Annotated in this window: 10 protein-coding genes; 3 read left to right on the top strand and 7 right to left on the bottom strand. The window is 56.9% G+C overall.

Going from position 1 to position 15,969, the window contains the following annotated elements; all coding sequences use genetic code 11:
• Positions 1-6: 6 nt before the first annotated feature.
• The 7 genes from hmsP to bcsR form a co-directional block, all read right to left on the bottom strand.
• Positions 7-2,013 (bottom strand): biofilm formation regulator HmsP, encoded by a 2,007-nt coding sequence (hmsP, locus tag IM317_RS15410; RefSeq protein WP_033146871.1) that lies wholly within the window; start codon positions 2,011-2,013, stop codon positions 7-9.
• A gap of 119 nt (positions 2,014-2,132) precedes the next feature.
• Positions 2,133-5,615: a cellulose synthase complex outer membrane protein BcsC gene (gene bcsC, locus IM317_RS15415; protein ID WP_033146872.1), complete on the bottom strand. Its 3,483-nt coding sequence runs from the start codon at positions 5,613-5,615 to the stop codon at positions 2,133-2,135.
• On the bottom strand, positions 5,597-6,703 hold the full coding sequence (gene bcsZ, locus IM317_RS15420) for a cellulose synthase complex periplasmic endoglucanase BcsZ (protein WP_033146873.1): 1,107 nt from the start codon (positions 6,701-6,703) through the stop codon (positions 5,597-5,599). The genes bcsC and bcsZ overlap by 19 nt, the downstream gene beginning before the upstream one ends.
• A gap of 6 nt (positions 6,704-6,709) precedes the next feature.
• Entirely contained in the window at positions 6,710-9,130 is a 2,421-nt protein-coding gene (bcsB, locus tag IM317_RS15425; RefSeq protein ID WP_049014844.1) for a cellulose biosynthesis cyclic di-GMP-binding regulatory protein BcsB, read from the bottom strand.
• A gap of 10 nt (positions 9,131-9,140) precedes the next feature.
• The gene (bcsA, locus tag IM317_RS15430) at positions 9,141-11,756 is read right to left on the bottom strand and encodes a UDP-forming cellulose synthase catalytic subunit (protein WP_033146875.1); all 2,616 of its coding nucleotides are present in this window, start codon (positions 11,754-11,756) and stop codon (positions 9,141-9,143) included.
• A complete protein-coding gene (gene bcsQ, locus IM317_RS15435; protein WP_033146876.1) occupies positions 11,753-12,505 on the bottom strand; it encodes a cellulose biosynthesis protein BcsQ in 753 nt (250 codons plus the stop codon). Before bcsQ ends, bcsA begins: the two co-directional genes overlap by 4 nt.
• An 11-nt stretch (positions 12,506-12,516) precedes the next feature.
• The gene (bcsR, locus tag IM317_RS15440) at positions 12,517-12,705 is read right to left on the bottom strand and encodes a cellulose biosynthesis protein BcsR (protein ID WP_008503237.1); all 189 of its coding nucleotides are present in this window, start codon (positions 12,703-12,705) and stop codon (positions 12,517-12,519) included.
• Between the two features lie 175 nt (positions 12,706-12,880).
• Between bcsR and bcsE the strand changes: the two genes are divergently transcribed.
• The 3 genes from bcsE to bcsG form a co-directional block, all read left to right on the top strand.
• On the top strand, positions 12,881-14,443 hold the full coding sequence (gene bcsE, locus IM317_RS15445) for a cellulose biosynthesis c-di-GMP-binding protein BcsE (RefSeq protein WP_033146877.1): 1,563 nt from the start codon (positions 12,881-12,883) through the stop codon (positions 14,441-14,443).
• The gene (gene bcsF, locus IM317_RS15450) at positions 14,437-14,634 is read left to right on the top strand and encodes a cellulose biosynthesis protein BcsF (protein WP_024908822.1); all 198 of its coding nucleotides are present in this window, start codon (positions 14,437-14,439) and stop codon (positions 14,632-14,634) included. The genes bcsE and bcsF overlap by 7 nt, the downstream gene beginning before the upstream one ends.
• Positions 14,627-15,969, top strand: a 1,343-nt coding sequence (gene bcsG / locus IM317_RS15455; protein WP_193362480.1) for a cellulose biosynthesis protein BcsG, incomplete at its 3' end; no start/stop codon positions are given. The genes bcsF and bcsG, both read left to right, overlap by 8 nt.

Genomic DNA, 15,969 nt, shown 5'->3' on the forward strand with positions numbered 1-15,969 from the left:
ACAAAATTACACTTTTGCGTTATTGTCAGCACCAGAAAGGTATCGTTCTTCAAAGACATCCGAAGGAACAGCAGGGGCAAAAAGGAAGCCTTGTCCGCTCTCCACGCCCGCCTCTGCCAGCCATGCGCGTTGCGCTTCGGTTTCAATCCCCTCGGCAATAAGATGCAGGTTGAGGCTGCGCGCCATCTGGATAATCGCCTGCACCATGCTGCTGTCGCCAGGCAGACCGTCGACAAACGCTTTATCAATTTTGAGCACATCCACCGGAAGGGTTTTCATGTGCTGAAGCTGACGCAGCCCGGCGTATCCCATGCCAAAATCGTCCAGCGCAATGCGAATGCCGGCATTACGCAGCGGTTTCAGAATTGCGACTGCCTGATTAGGGTCGTCGATGCGTCGGCTCTCCGTCACTTCCAGAGTTAACGTATCAGGCTTGATTCGGTAACGATGGATCAGCTCCAGCATCTCTGAAACCATGGTTGGGTGCATCAGCTGTACGGCAGACAAATTGACCGACAGCGGCAGCGTCACACCGCGCTCCTGCCAGGCAGCAAGCTGACGGCAGGACTCCTCCAGCACCCAGTAGCCGACGGTAACCATCAGGCCGCAGGACTCAATGCGCTCAATCAGCCCTTCCGGCAGCTCCCATGAACCATCCGGCTGCTGCACGCGCAGCAGTGCCTCGGCGCTTTTCACTTCTCCCGTCAGCAAATTCACCTGCGGCTGTAGCCAGAGGGCAAACTGGCGGTTATCCAGCGCGGTCAGGATGTCGCTCTCTTCCGTCAGGCGCTGCTGCGCCTTTTCCATCTCTTCCGGCGCGAAGAACTGGATCTGATTTTTGCCTTTGCGCCGGGCGGTGAACGCCGCCGAGAACGCGCGATGATAAAGCTGCTCTGCCGTTAAATCGCCATAGTACATCGCAATACCGATACTGGCGCTTGGACGAAGCTGGATACCCTGAATGGGCAACCGCTCATTAATGACAGTGAGTACTTGCTGACCTAAAGTGATCGCATGCCAGGGTTCTTTTACGCCGTTGGCAATCACCACCAGGTCGTAACCGCTGACCTGGGTCAGCACCATGCGCGGGGCAAGGACAGACTTCACTTTCTCCACCAGGGTCAGCAGCAGCATTTCGCGCTGGCTCTCCCTGAGCACGCCAGCCGTATCCTGCAGGGTTTCACAGGCGATAACCATCAGCGCCGTGGTTTGCTGACGGGCAACGGTCTGCTCCAGCATCGCCATCAGGAAGGCTTTATTGGGAAGCTCCGACACCGGGAAGCGCGTGGCGCTGCTGTTTAACTCATCCTGCTGGCGCTGAATGCGCTGCTGGTTGAGGTTGTAGCTGCGCACCAGCATGCCTATCTCATCGTCATGATGCAGACGCGGCAGCTCAAGCTGATGCCCCATCTGATCCTGCGGCGCAAGCGTATTCAGCTCGCGGGCGATACGGCGCAGCGGATGAACAATCAGCCGGTTAATGCACCAGGTGAGCGCCACGCTGAGAATAAGCGTCATAAGTAAGCAAGTGGTCACTAACGTAACCACCCAGCTCATGACGAATTTATACATGCGGTAGGAATCCGCCTGTAATACCAGGTAGGCCAGCGGCTGCGGATTGGCAGGGCGTTCAAGCGAATAAACGGGCAGCGAAATCTGCACCGGCAGTTCAAACAGGCGCATCACCATCATCGGGACGGGACGCTCCGGGATAAAGCTCATCCGCAGCGCCTGAAACTGATTGGGCAAGACGACATCGGCGCGGCTAACGACGCCGGCAGGCTGAATGCGTTTTAAAATGGTTTCCGCTTCGGGAATATCCCCTTTCAGGATAGCGGCAGAGAGCGGGCCGCGCACCGATCGCGCGATACTTTCTAACTGCGAAGCCGTGTTATAGCGATTCTGCTGTACGGAATGAAACAGCAAAATTACGCAGAAGAGTAGTACAAACAGCATGGTGACGGCAGAAACCATCGCCATCTGTTTGATTGTTAAGGAACGGCTGACACGCAAAATGACTCTCCACAAAACTCGAAGCGCAGGGCGCGCCAGGGTGTAAACCTGGCGCGCCTGAGTATACCCGATTGCCGCGCTATTAAGAGAGACTTACAAATGGATTAAGGATAATCCGATTACCAGTCCGCGTAAGGGATGAGCGGCTGCGGCGGTAAGTCCATATCGCCCTGCCAGCCTGCAGCAGAGTAACGCACATAGATCAGCGCATGGCTTGGGGTATAGTCTTTCGCTTCCTGAATATCCACGCCCATGCCCACAAACCAGTTGGACGTTACGCGGCGTTCGATAATGGCCCGCGCGGTATAACCCGTGCCAGAGGAACTGCTGCCGGTTTCCATCACGCCCCGGTCGGTATAGCGGTCTGGCTCATCGGTCGGGATCAGATTCTGGATCGGGTAGCGCAGTTCGTCTTTGGTTTTCGAGTGAGACCAGGACACCGAGCCGCCCAGCTCCCAGGACCAGTTCTCCGTGCGTTTACGCCAGGTCACCGGCAGTGCGAAGGAGACATACTCCTGCGGGCTGTAGTAGCCGCCCTGACCCAGGGTATAACCGCTCAGGTCTTTGTCGTAGTGCCAGAGCATATTGGAGACGCCGACCGTCAGGCGCTCGTTGTTTTTATTAATGAGCTTGTAGTAGTAACCCGTCATCCAGCGGACGCGCCAGTTATCTTCCACATTTTTACCCGTCAGCGTTTCCGCGTTCAGGCTTGACCAGACGCCGTTCGCTTCCCCTTTGTCATAGCTCATGCTTACGCCGCCACCGGTGGCACGTACGCCGCCCCAGGTGGTGCCGGTGTTGGTATCTTTTTGCCCGGCGAACGCCAGCAGAGAGCTGGAGATGGGGCGGCGATGGGCGTTAACGGTATAGCCGATGGGGCCCAGATCGCTGCTGTAGCTGATGCCGCCCACCACGTCGACGACGTCAAAGCCCATTGGCGTGGTGCCAATATCCATCGCCCAGGTTTTATTCTGCCAGCCGACGGCGACGCTTGCGCCATTGTCGGACTGATGGGTGTTGCCGCTACACGGCGTTTCGTAGCAGGTCCCCCATTTTGGATCGTAGGTCCCGTTATTGTTATCAAATGAACCGGCGTCCATGTTGACCAGATCGCTTCTGAAGAACATGCGCCCGTCAGACAGCGGAGCATCCACCTGCAGCATGGTAGTGTGCGCTTTCAGGTCAGAATAGCCGCCCGTGCCGCTGGAGCCCCAGTAGTCGTGCTGCAGCGTGACGTTAACATCCTGCTGACGGTACAAGTCACCGGCATCGCTGCGCACGCCGCGCTTCAGCCAGTCGTCTTTTTCATCGTTACGCGTCAGACGAGTGAAACTGTCGTTGTCGGCCGGACGCGTCGTGGTGATGCCCGTCGACACCATCGCGTCTTTATAGGTTTCCAGCGCCTGCTGAGGCTGACCGTTTTGCGCCTGGAAACGCGCGGCATCACGTAACACCAGCGCGTTTTCCATGGAGCCGGGCTGCGATTTAGCCTGCGGAATGATTTTGTTGAAGGTCTGTTCTGCGGCAGCGGAATCGCCCAGACCTGCCTGCGCCATCGCGATCCGGCGCTGCATGTTGAGCGACAGCGGCTGGCCGTTTTGCGCGGCGGGCAGTTTCGCCAGCTCTGCGCGCGCGGCATCTTTGTCGCCCTGCGCGCTGTAAATCTCGGTCAGGCCGAGGATCGCGTCTTCGTTCTGCGGTTCACGCTGCAGAACGGCGTTATACGTCGTTTTCGCCGACGCCAGATCGCCACGCTGCTGCGCCCAGTCAGCCAGCGTCAGGTCGATGCGGGTGGAGGTCGGCTGCTGACGCAGAAGGTTTTCCGCCTCCTGCTCTTTTCCGCTGTCGCGCAGACGGTTGGCGGTTTCCAGCACCTGATTGCTTTGCAGGCGGTCGGCAAGCTCCTGAATATTGCCGTTCCACTGGCTGCGCGGCAGCGTGTCCAGATGCGCCAGCGCGGCGCGATCCTGATCGTTACCGGAAAGGTAGAGCCCGTTGGCATACACCTGATCCGGGTCGGACGGTTTCTGGCTGGCAAGCTGACGCATCAGGGTATCCGCCTGGCTGCGCTGACCCGCGCTGTAGAGATCGCGCGAGAGACGATAGGTTATCCACACGTCGCCGGGAGAGAGCGCCAGACGACGACGCTGAATCTCTGCCGCCTGGGCGTATTTCCCCTGATTTTCCAGCTGTTCTGCCTGAGCGGAGAGCTGCTCGTTGGTCAGACTGCGTTCAATATCATCAATGCTCCGGCGCTGGCTGGCGGAGAGAGACTGGATAAACTGCGAGGCCTTCTCCGGGGACTGCGCGCGGTAAATATTAGCCAGGCCGCGGACCGCATTGCTGTTGCCGCTGTCCATACGCAGCGCCTGGCGATAGTAACGTTCCGCCGCGTCGTTATCTTTACGCGCCGCGGCGGCATCGCCCAGCCCCAGCACGGCATAACTGTCGGTATTGTCGATACTGCGTGCCTGCTGATAGTAACGCTCCGCCTGCTCAGGGTTATTCGCCTTCAGGGCCGCATCGCCCTGCTGGATCAGCAGCCAGTAGCGGTTGACCTTCAGCAGACTGTCCCATTTACCCCGGTTATCGCTCTGGGGATCGAGGGCAATCGCCTTTTCAAACTGCGCCACCGCGCGGGCGCGGTCGCCTTTCTGGGAATAAGCCTGGCCAAGGGCGCCCACCGCTTCACTGTCGGCATGGTTGGCGCTGACGGCTTTCTGCAGCTCAGCCACCGCCTTACTTCCCTGCCCGGCATCCACCGCCGCCAGCCCTTCCGCTTTCGCGCGGAACGCCGGGTCAGCGAGCTGTTTTTGCTGTTCTTCGAGCTGGGCACGCGCCGCCGCGACGCTATCGCCGTCACTGAATACGCTCAGGTATTTTTGCAGCGCACTGACGCTGGCGCTGCTGGCAGGCTGGCCTTTGATTTGGTCATACCACATATCAGACGCCTGGCTGCGCCCGTTGGTCGATTTAGCCATCTCCTGCAATACCGCAAAGCCTTCATCACGGCGTCCGCTCTGGAACAAAAGCTGGGACAGCGTTGCCTGCAGCTGCGTATTTCCGGGGCTGCTGGTATTGATTTTCTTGAGCTGGTTAATGGCCGCATTCCGGCGAGCAGGGTCTTTGGCGACCACATTCCAGTATTCCGTCGCCACGTCGCCGCCCGGCGGGTTGCCGTCAAACAGCTTGTCATAGGCTGCAATCGCCTCCTGCGTGTGTCCCGTGGTGGCGAGCAAACGCGCCTGCTGGAGCTGCTGGCGGCCATCCGGGGTGGAAAGCAGCATCGTGTTGCGTGATGACTGGTATGCACTCGAGCCCGGCGCGATCCCTTTCAGACGATCCAGCTCTTTTTGCGCACCGGCGTTATCGCCCTGGCGCAGCAGGTAGCGAAAGCGTGCGGCAATGACGTCAGGGTTGTTCGGGTCAATCAGCTCAAGACGATAAAGCGACTGACGAACCAAATCCTCACGCTGTGTCGATTCGCCCAGCCGAACCTGTTCCAGCAGCTGTTTCTGCTGCGGAGAGTTAGCGGCTTCAGCCATCGGCATCAGTGCCAGGCCAAGCGATAAAGTGAGTAGATTTACTGTGAACTTGCGCATTCCTGGCCCCAATCCGGTATTAATTCACCTTTTGCGGTGAAGCGAAAACGATGCTGATCCCATCCTTGCCCAAAGAGAGTCAGCACGTAGCTGTAATAGGCATTGTTATCGGGAAAATGGTCCGCAACGCGCTGGCGCTGAACCGCCTGGGCATCACGTTGTTGTAAAAACGGTAGCATGGCGGCAGAGAACCCGACCGGGCCATTCCCGGTGCGTTTACCCGTCGCCACATCCACTTTCTCCGGCGGCACACCCCGTTTCATTGTCTTTGCCGCCATCGGCTGGAAGCGCGTCAGCAGCCGGGCTTTCTGAGGATCTTTATCACTCATCATTCCCACCCAGAGATAAACGCGGATGGCGTCGTAGCCGCCCACCAGCGATTTATCCTGCTGTAACCGCCAGCCTTTGTTTTTCTGATACTGAACCCAGTCCGGCGAAAACCCTTTCGGCGCGCTCTCCAGCAGCAGACGCTGATTGGTTTCACGAAGCTGGGTCCACGGCGGACCAAAGCGCGTGAAATAACTCGCTAACTGCGGAGGAAGATAGCTGGGGTTAAAACGCCAGACGTTTTCATCGGCAAAACCGACTTTACCGGGAAGCAGCATTGCGCCGAGCCCCGGCACTTTCACCACTTCCTCACTGACAATGCGTTTCAGCAGCGCCTTACCCGTGCGGGTATAGTCCGGATGTTTCCACAACCGGCCCGCTTCGAGCAGAGACCAGGCGATCCAGACATCGGCGTCAGAGGCGGAGTTGGTATCAATCACCGCCCACGTCTCTTTATCTTTCTGGCCCCATAGCCAGGCGGGCAGATGGTCGTTGAGATTGCCGCTGGCAAGATTATCGCGCGTCCAGGTCAGCAGCTGGTCAAACGCGCTGCGATCGTTCGCCGCAAGGGCAAAGAACAAGGCGTAGCTTTGCCCTTCAGAGGTCGTAATTTTGCGCGTGTCGCTGGGATCAACGACACGCCCGCCCTCACTGATGTAATCCTTTTTAAACTGCTCCCAGGCAGGCCAGGTACAGGCGGCGCGAAGAGGAAGCGCCGCCAGCATCAACGCTGCTAATGCACACCAGCGAAAGGCTTTCATCACATCTTACTCATCCGGGTTCAGGCGACGACGGCTGATGATACGCAGCAGACGCCACAGCACCCATGCCAGCAAGACCACGCTGACCGCCGCCAGGATGGCGAGCAGAACCGGATGGTTAGCCAGCGCATACCACAGGCGTTCGAACCACGGCAGATGGCCCACGTAGTACACGTCGCCCACGCGCAGGCTATTGACGCCGGACTCACGGATCACCGACACGGATCCAAACATCGCGGCACGTTTACCGCTGTCGTTCATGGCCGTATTGAGCAGTTCATACCCGCGCGGGCTGTCCGCCAGGAGAGCCACCACGCTACGCTGTTCGTTGTAAGGTGACTGGAAGCCCACCACCGCGGCCATTGCCCCCTGAGACGTTACCGTCGTCTGCGCGCTGGCCTGACGGTCGTTCATATCCGGCATAATGCTCGGGAACTCGGTCTGGCGCAGCGGCGTGTTAACCCAGGACTGGGCCGCTTTCACCAGCAGATCGATACGTTTGTCATCCTTCAGCTTATCCGGAATGGTACCGATCACCATGATGTCAGCATCTTTGTTCTGGATCTGGCTGCCATCGTCCGTCAACGTGACGTTAATCGCCGGTAATCCCGTCTGTCCCCCAACGGTCGCCATGGTATCCAGCAGGGTCGTGACCTGCCCTTCGCTTGGCGCTTTTGGCATCACAACGATGGACTCAGAGAGATCGGCCATGCGGCTGAACGGGAAGCCTGCGTTAGCAAAGGCGCGCAGATCCGGCATCGCCAGGAAGTGATAGTACTTCGAGAAGTCGATGGTCGACTCATCGCCAATCACGACGTGGTTCTGTACGGGCTGGAAGGTGATGCAGTTTTCCGCCGAACCGCCAGGCGTCGGGTTCATGTACTGGAAGTCAAAGCGCAGCTGGTTTATCGCGCCCAGCTTCAGTGCCGGAATGGAGACATCCGTTTTACCGTCCAGCAGCCCCTGCAACACCGGCAGGCGAAGCATCAGGCGGTTAGTATCCTGCGTGCTTTGCAGGCTGAACGATTGCAGGAACTGGTTGTTCAGGCTGATATCCATGCGCGAGCTGTCTTTGGTCGCTGGCGCGGTATAACGGTAGTTCAGATTGATATCAATGCCGTTGGTACGCAGCAGATACAGATCCGGCGGCAGATTCAGTGACAGGCTAATCGGCGCTGGCTCAAGCCCCGTCGCCTGCAGCTGTTCTTCATAGGTTTTCAGTTCGCCAAATGTCACCGCACGGTCGGTACGCACCCAGTTTGGCGCATCATAAGGTTTACGCGCCAGCAGCGGTTTGACCTCATCCACTACAACGCTGTTGCCACGGAAAAGGACGTTGCCCTGGGCAATCGCTTTTGCTGCCTGCACCAGATCTTTATCATCACGGCCAAACACCACCAGCAGCTTCACGTACGGGTTTTCCGGGTGGCTTATCATCTCAACGGTCGGCGCTTTGACGTCCGGATGATCGCGCAGGAAGGCCGGGCGTTTCGCGTTGGTCGCAAACACAATGGCATTTCTGTCCGGCAGTTTGTCATACATCGCCGGGAAGCTCTGTCCACGCCAGCCAGCACGTGAACCAAACCAGGACGCCACAATGGTGGCCGCCAGCTGCTCGGTCACGTCCGGGGATGATGCAAACACCATCGGCAGCGTGAGCGGACGGTTATCACGCGGATCGAAGAACGGAACCGGGAATGCCGAGAGATCGTTTTTCAGCGCCAGCGACTGGTAGTTCATCTGCAGCGAGGAGTTACGCCCGACGTCCATCCACAGCGTGTTGCTGGCAGGGTTTTCGCAGACATCGCGGTAGTGGCCGACAAATTCCAGACGGATACGGTTAAAGTCGGTGATGAACAGCGGGTTGATCGGCACCTGCGCCTGGGTTTTCTTGCCCAGCTGCTCTTTGGTGACCGGCAGTACGTCCATCAGCTCATCATTCAGGTAGACCTTCAGCTGGGACTGCGTCGGCAGCAGAGACGGCGACGGCGTGTATTCCAGGTTCAGCACCGCATTAGAAACGACCTCATCGCTACGCATGCCAAACTCAATGCCGCCGTTAGGGTTGATGCCGCGCAGCACCATACTGCCCGGAGGCGGTGCAATTTGCGCGAAGGTCAGCTTCACGTCCCGCGACGGCGCATTGTCTGCGACGACGGGCGCATTCGCCCCCCGGACGCCAGGCATCACCTGCCCGATGACCTGGCCGTCTGCCGGCAGGGTGTTCCCCTCCGTTGGCTGGTTCGGCATGATATTTTCTGTTTGACCAGGTGCCGCGGTGACAACCGGATCGGTTGCTTGCGCGACGACAGGTACCGTTGGCGCAGGGGTTGCCGCTGCGTTACCAGGAGCTGCGTTAGCCATTGTTGCGGGGAGGACATTCATCCCCATTGCCACTGCACATAACCAGGAAAGTTTTGTTTTCATCGCGTTATCATCATTGTTGAGCCATAACCGGGTCCGCCTGCTTCGCCTCATCCCGCTCAGGACGACGAGGAATGAACGACACGACCCAGGAAACCAGCGAAGTAAGTGACCGGAAAATTAATTTCACCGACGACGGGGCGAATTCTGCAAGGTGACGATAGCCACGGAACCCCAGCTTCAGAATATCCAGCAGGCTTTCCAGAGGTTTATCTTCCGGGAAGCTGTCCTGCCAGAGAGCCCACGTATCCGCGCGGGCAAACGTACACTGCACAAAATCGATATGTTGCTTTTTAGTCAACGGCATCAGCTGCAAACCGACTTCATTGCCCGCCACGCGCACAACCTGCGTCGGGAAGACATACTCCTGCTGGCCGCGCTTAAGCAGCAGGTTAACTTTCTGGCCTTCCAGCACCTTCGCCTGGCCGTTGATTTTGATCCCCAGACCACCGTCAGAGAAGTCGTGCACGGTACAGGAGAAGAGGTGGCCATCTTCACGGGCGATCGCCGCAGGCATGCAGATTTCAACGCGATGCGCACGACGAACCTGCTTGCTCTCCACCGACACCGCCACCGCGCCGCCGAGGATAATCAGGTTGTAGAAGACCCAGGCCATACTCACAAAGACGGTCAGGATTTCGTTTTCCGGGCCGTAGAAGTAACGCCAGATACCGGCGATGACGCCAACGATATTCAGCAATACCAGGAAGATATACGGACGGGAGATCACCCAGTCGACGTACTCCTCTTCCACCAGGCCGCCCTTGGCGGTGACGTTAAATTTCCCTTTGTGCGGGTTAATCAGCGCCACCATCGTCGGCGGTGCGATATACCAGGCCAGCACCGTTTCGTAGATTTCACTCCAGAAGGAATGGCGGTATTTACCCTGTATCTTCGAGTTCGTCAGGCTCGCGTGGATCATGTGCGGCAGAACAAACAGCGCAATCATCAGCGCCGGGGCGTAAATGATATAAGCGTGAAGGAGCAGGAACGCCAGCGGCGCGGTCAGGAAGATCAGCCGCGGAATACCGGATAAGAAGTGGAACATGGCGTTGACGTAGCAGAGACGTTGCGCCAGCTTGAGCCCTTTCCCAATCAGTGGGTTATCGAGACGGAAGATCTGCACCATGCCGCGCGCCCAGCGAATACGCTGACCAATGTGCGCCGACAGTGACTCCGTTGCCAGACCGGCAGCCTGCGGAATACGCATATACGCCGAGGTATAGCCACGACGGTGCAGGCGCAAAGAGGTATGCGCATCTTCAGTGACCGTTTCGACGGCGATACCGCCAATTTCATCCAGCGGCTTACGGCGGATAACCGCACACGAGCCGCAGAAGAAGGTGGCATCCCACATGTCGTTTCCGTCCTGCACCAGGCCATAAAACAGGGTGCCTTCGTTCGGGGTTTTGCGGAAGCGGCCAAGGTTACGTTCAAACGGATCCGGCGAGAAGAAGTGGTGCGGCGTCTGCATCATCGCCAGCTCTTTCTCCTTCAGGAACCAGCCCATGGTCATCTGCAGGAACGAGCGCGTCGGCACGTGGTCACAGTCAAAGATCGAGACAAACTCCCCTGTGGCATACTTCAACGCGTTGTTGATGTTCCCGGCTTTCGCATGCTCGTGAGTCGGACGAGCGATGTACTTGACGCCGACCTCCTCTGCGAACTGGCGGAACGCCGGACGGTTGCCGTCATCCAGGATCCAGACCTTGAGCTTGTCTTTCGGCCAGTCGATGCCCAGCGCGGCATAAATGGTGTTTTTCACCACGCTCAGATCTTCGTTGTAGGTCGGTACAAAGAGATCAACAGACGGCCACTGCGCGGTGTCTTTAGGCAGCGGAACCGGCTGGCGGTTGAGCGGCCAAATGACCTGGAAATAGCCCAGCACCAGCACGATCCAGGCGTAGGTTTCGGCAAACAGCAGCACCAGGCCGCACACCAGGCTGACCGGGTCGTCCCAGTTCAGGGTTGAGGTATAACGCCACCAGATATAGCGACAGGAGACGGTCAACGACAGCACAATCAGCATCAGCGCCGAGAAGCGGCCCGGAATACGGCGGACCAGCAGCGCCACGCCCCACAGCAGGATCAGGAAGGTGAACTGCGCCAGAGGGTTGAAAGGTTGCGTAATACAGACCAGCGCCAGAATGAGTGAGAACACGACGATCACGCCGAGGATAAAACGCCGGAGGCCCGGGTGAAGATGCCCGAGCTCTTTATGGTTATCCAGATGGCTGGTCTTATCGCTTACGCTGTTGGGCAGTTTATCCAGCCACTGGTGGTAGCGCTCACGTAACTGCTGGACGCGGGAGAAGCTGCGCCAGTGCGGCGTTATTTTCTCTGAGCGGGATGACGTGACCACCAGCCAGATGGCCTGAATGAGATATCGCGCCGGATCCAAAGGACGCGGCCGGTTGGGATTAATGTGCGGATATAGCTCACTGTGCCGGGCACGTATGCGCTGCCAGCGCGGGTGTTCGAGTGGAATAAACATCCAGGCCAGAATCATCCAGAAACAGCCGAGCGCGGCGCTAAATGCCGAAGCACCGTGCCGGCGGAAATGCCGGTAATGTTCGCTCAAACGCGAACTGACCGGTGGGATGAGTAACCAGCTGGCGAGACGACTCATACAGAACTCCCTGCATGCTCCGCCCTGTTGGCGAAGTTCAGCAGACACCAGTTAGCCAGCGTCAGGATCTCTTCTGCCGCCAGTGAATCGCTGCGGTATTCGCCGAGCGGTTGCTTAGACGCTAGGCATTCCGCCATCCCCTCATCACGATGGATGACAATGGGAAGCAGACGGCGCTGGCTTTGCAGCCAGACCTGATACAGATCGTCCTGGATCTGGCTGTCAATGCGCAAATCGTTAATCAGAAGGTGAGCGTTCTGAGGCAGCCCCTGCTGATGCAGGCGGATATGGCAGTTCGCATCGACGTTGACGATGGAAAGTATATGATCGCACTGGGCGATAAGCTGTCGAGTGAGCGTGCCGGCGCCGTGCGGCAGATCCAGCAGGATCCACTTGTAGTGCCCCTTTTCTTTCAGGGTTTGCAGCGCCAGCGTGAACTGCGAAAACAGGCGCTGATACGCGGCTTCATTCTCGCGTTCCGTGGTGCTCAGTTGTCCAAACGGCAGCAGATCGAGCTGGGAGGTATAGCGCATCCCCGCATCCTGCCAGTCTTTATCATCAAGCAGTGCCCGGGCCCAGCCCTCTTCACGAGAAAAGTCGACGTTAAACGACATACGCAACAAATTATCGGCGCAGGCGTCAATAACCAGCACCGATTCACCTAAAAGCTGTAATGACCACGCCAGCGCCGCGGTAACTGATGTGGTACCCACACCGCCACGGACACCCTGTAATCCGAGTATGGCCATCAATGGCTCCCTTATTGTTGATGGGCGAATTCAGCTAATAACGGCCAGCGTTTAATAGCCGCGGCCAACTGTTCCCGCTGGGAAATATCGGTGTAATCTATTTCAGGTAAAGAAAAGGCCTGCGTCAGCGCCAGAAAATCGTTTTGGAATGTGTAACCCAGAGTCGAGTCGACTGGGGTTCCAGGTTCGTTATTATCCATTCTTTTTCCATCCCTTTAAGGAAAATCGCACGCTAAAGAAGTTGCGGGGCTTCCTGCCCTGACAAATTTCATTTACATGCTAAATCTGATGTTCTTTAATTTCAATGTTAGGTTTATTTCTACGCTTTCGCTAGTAAACTGAGATACAGATAAATTAGACGAAAAGAGGGACACCGTGGACTCCATATTTTCTATTGGCATCCAGTCATTATGGGACGAATTGAGCCACATGCCAGTCGGAGGAGTCTGGTGGATTAATACGGACCGTAATGAAGATGCTATCAGTCTGGTAAACCAGACAATTGCTGCTCAGGATAAGGATTCCCGCGTGGCCGTCATTAGCATGGGCGAAGATCCGAAGAAAATTATTACGCTTGAAAGTGGTCGCGGCCCCCAGACGGTGCGATTATTTTCCATGACATCGGAAGCCGATAGTCTATACTTTTTGTCCCGCGACGTTCAGTGCTCTATTGATCCGGATCACTATTTTGTGATTCTGAAATGCGCAAATAACGTCCTGCAAAATATGCCCGCTGAAAAACTGCTGCCCTGGCTGGAAAAAATCAATAAATGGGCAAAATTTCAAAATTGCACGCTATTGATAGTCAATCCCGGCAGTAATAATGACAAGCTGTTCTCACTTTTAATGGGCGAATATCGCTCCCTGTTCGGTCTGGCAAGCATTCGTGACCAGGCAGGCAGCTATCTCTACGATATTGCATTCTGGTGTAATGAAAAAGGCGTGAGCGCCAGGCAACAGCTTACGCTGAAACATATTGAGGGCGAGTGGCACCTGGCGCAGCAGGAAGAAACCGTGGTGCAGCCGCGCAGTGATGAAAAACGCATCCTGAGCCATATCGCGGTTTTAGAGGGGGCACCCGCCCTGTCGGAAAACTGGACATTGTTTGATTCTAACGAAGCCCTTTTCCATGAAGCCCGCACAACCCAGGCGGCAACCCTTATTTTCTCGCTGATGCAGAATAACCAGATTGAGACGCTGGCACGACAAATCCACACCTTACGCCGCCAGCGCGGAAGTGCGTTGAAAATCATCGTGCGCGAAAATAATACCAGCCTGCGCGCCACCGATGAGCGCCTGCTTCTGGGCTGCGGCGCCAATATGGTTATTCCATGGAATGCGCCGCTGTCACGCTGCCTGACGCTTATCGAAAGCGTTCAGGGCCAGCAGTTTAGCCGCCACGTACCGGAAGATATTTCCACGCTGCTCTCCATGACGCAGCCGATGAAGCTGCGTGGGTACCAAAAATGGGATACCTTCTGCGACGCCGTGGGCAACATGATGAACAACACGCTTCTTCCTGCTGACGGAAAAGGGGTCATGGTTGCTCTGCGTCCTGTACCGGGTATTCGCGTAGAACAGGCTCTCACCTTATGTCGCCCGAACCGTACAGGGGACATCATGACCATTGGCGACAATCGCCTGGTGCTGTTTTTGTCCTTCTGCCGGGTAAACGATCTCGATACGGCGCTTAACCACATCTTCCCTCTGCCTACAGGGGATATTTTCTCGAACCGTATGATTTGGTTCGAAGATAATACGATTAGCGCGGAGCTGGTGCAGATGCGTGCGCTCCAGCCTGAACAATGGGTTAAGCCGCTCGCTATCAAGAGCGATGCCAAACCGATCCTCAATGCCAGACATGATGGACACGTCTGGCGTCGGGTTCCGGAACCCCTTCGCTTATTAACAGACAACGCGGAGAACGCATCATCATGAACATCAGCGATATCATTCAACTGGTTATATTCTGTGCGCTGATCTTTTTCCCGCTTGGCTACTATGCGCGCCATTCCATCCGCCGTATCCGTGATACGGCCAGAGTGCTGTTTATTAAACCTCGCTATGTAAAACCAGCCGGAACACTGACACGGGCATCACACGTCAAGGCAGACCGAAAACATGACTAATTCTACCTATACCGCTTCGTCACCCTCGCCGCTCTGGCAATACTGGCGCGGCCTTTCCGGCTGGAACTTCTACTTTCTGGTGAAGTTTGGCCTGCTGTGGGCAGGCTATCTGAATTTCCATCCCCTTCTAAACCTCGTGTTTATGGCCTTCCTGCTGATGCCGCTGCCGAATATCAGGTTACATCGCTTGCGCCACTGGGTCGCTATACCTGTCGGCTTTGCGCTGTTCTGGCATGATACCTGGCTACCGGGGCCGGACAGCATTATGAGCCAGGGGTCGCAGGTGGCGGGCTTTAGCGCCAGCTATGTCCTCGATCTGACCGAGCGTTTTATTAACTGGCAGATGATTGGCGCGGTATTTGTGCTGCTGGTTGCCTGGCTGTTCCTGTCACAGTGGATCCGCGTCACGGTGTTTGTCGTCGCGATTATGATCTGGCTTAACGTGCTGACGCTGGCTGGGCCGAACTTTTCGCTGTGGCCTGCTGGTCAACCGACCACCACGGTGACCACCACAGGGGGAAGCGCGGCGGCAACCGTCACAACGGCAGGCGATACGCCTGTGGTGGGCGATATCCCAACCCAGACCGCACCGCCTACTTCTACAAACCTGAACGCCTGGCTCTCCAGTTTCTATACCGCGGAAGACAAGCGACAGACTAAATTCCCGGACGCGCTGCCGGCGGATGCTCAGCCGTTTGAACTGCTGGTGATCAACATCTGTTCTCTCTCCTGGGCCGACGTGGACGCCGCCGGTTTGATGTCTCATCCTCTGTGGTCACACTTCGATATTCAGTTTAAAGATTTCAACTCTGCCACCTCGTACAGCGGCCCGGCGGCGATCCGCCTGCTGCGTGCAAGCTGTGGTCAGACATCGCATAAAAACCTGTATCAACCCGCCGGCAACCAGTGTTATCTGTTCGATAACCTCGCAAAGCTGGGCTTTACGCAGCACCTGATGCTGGGGCATAACGGCCAGTTCGGTAACTTCCTGAAAGAGGTGCGCGAACAGGGCGGCATGCAGGCACCGCTGATGGATCAAACCGGTCTTCCCGTCTCTCTGCTGGGCTTCGACGGCTCGCCCGTTTATGACGATACTGCCGTCCTGCAGCGCTGGCTGCAGACCATCGAAAAAGACAGTAATCCGCGCAGCGCGACGTTCTTTAACACCCTGCCGCTCCACGACGGTAACCATTTCCCGGGCGTGAGCAAAACGGCTGATTATAAAGTGCGTGCGCAGAAGTTCTTTGACGAGCTGGACGCGTTCTTCACGGAGCTGGAAAAATCGGGCCGTAAAGTGATGGTGGTTGTGGTACCTGTGACCTGCCCCCACGATTA

It is taken from the genome of Enterobacter cloacae complex sp. S3, from assembly GCF_014930495.1.
In the GTDB taxonomy this organism is placed as follows: Bacteria; Pseudomonadota; Gammaproteobacteria; order Enterobacterales; family Enterobacteriaceae; genus Enterobacter; species Enterobacter asburiae_B.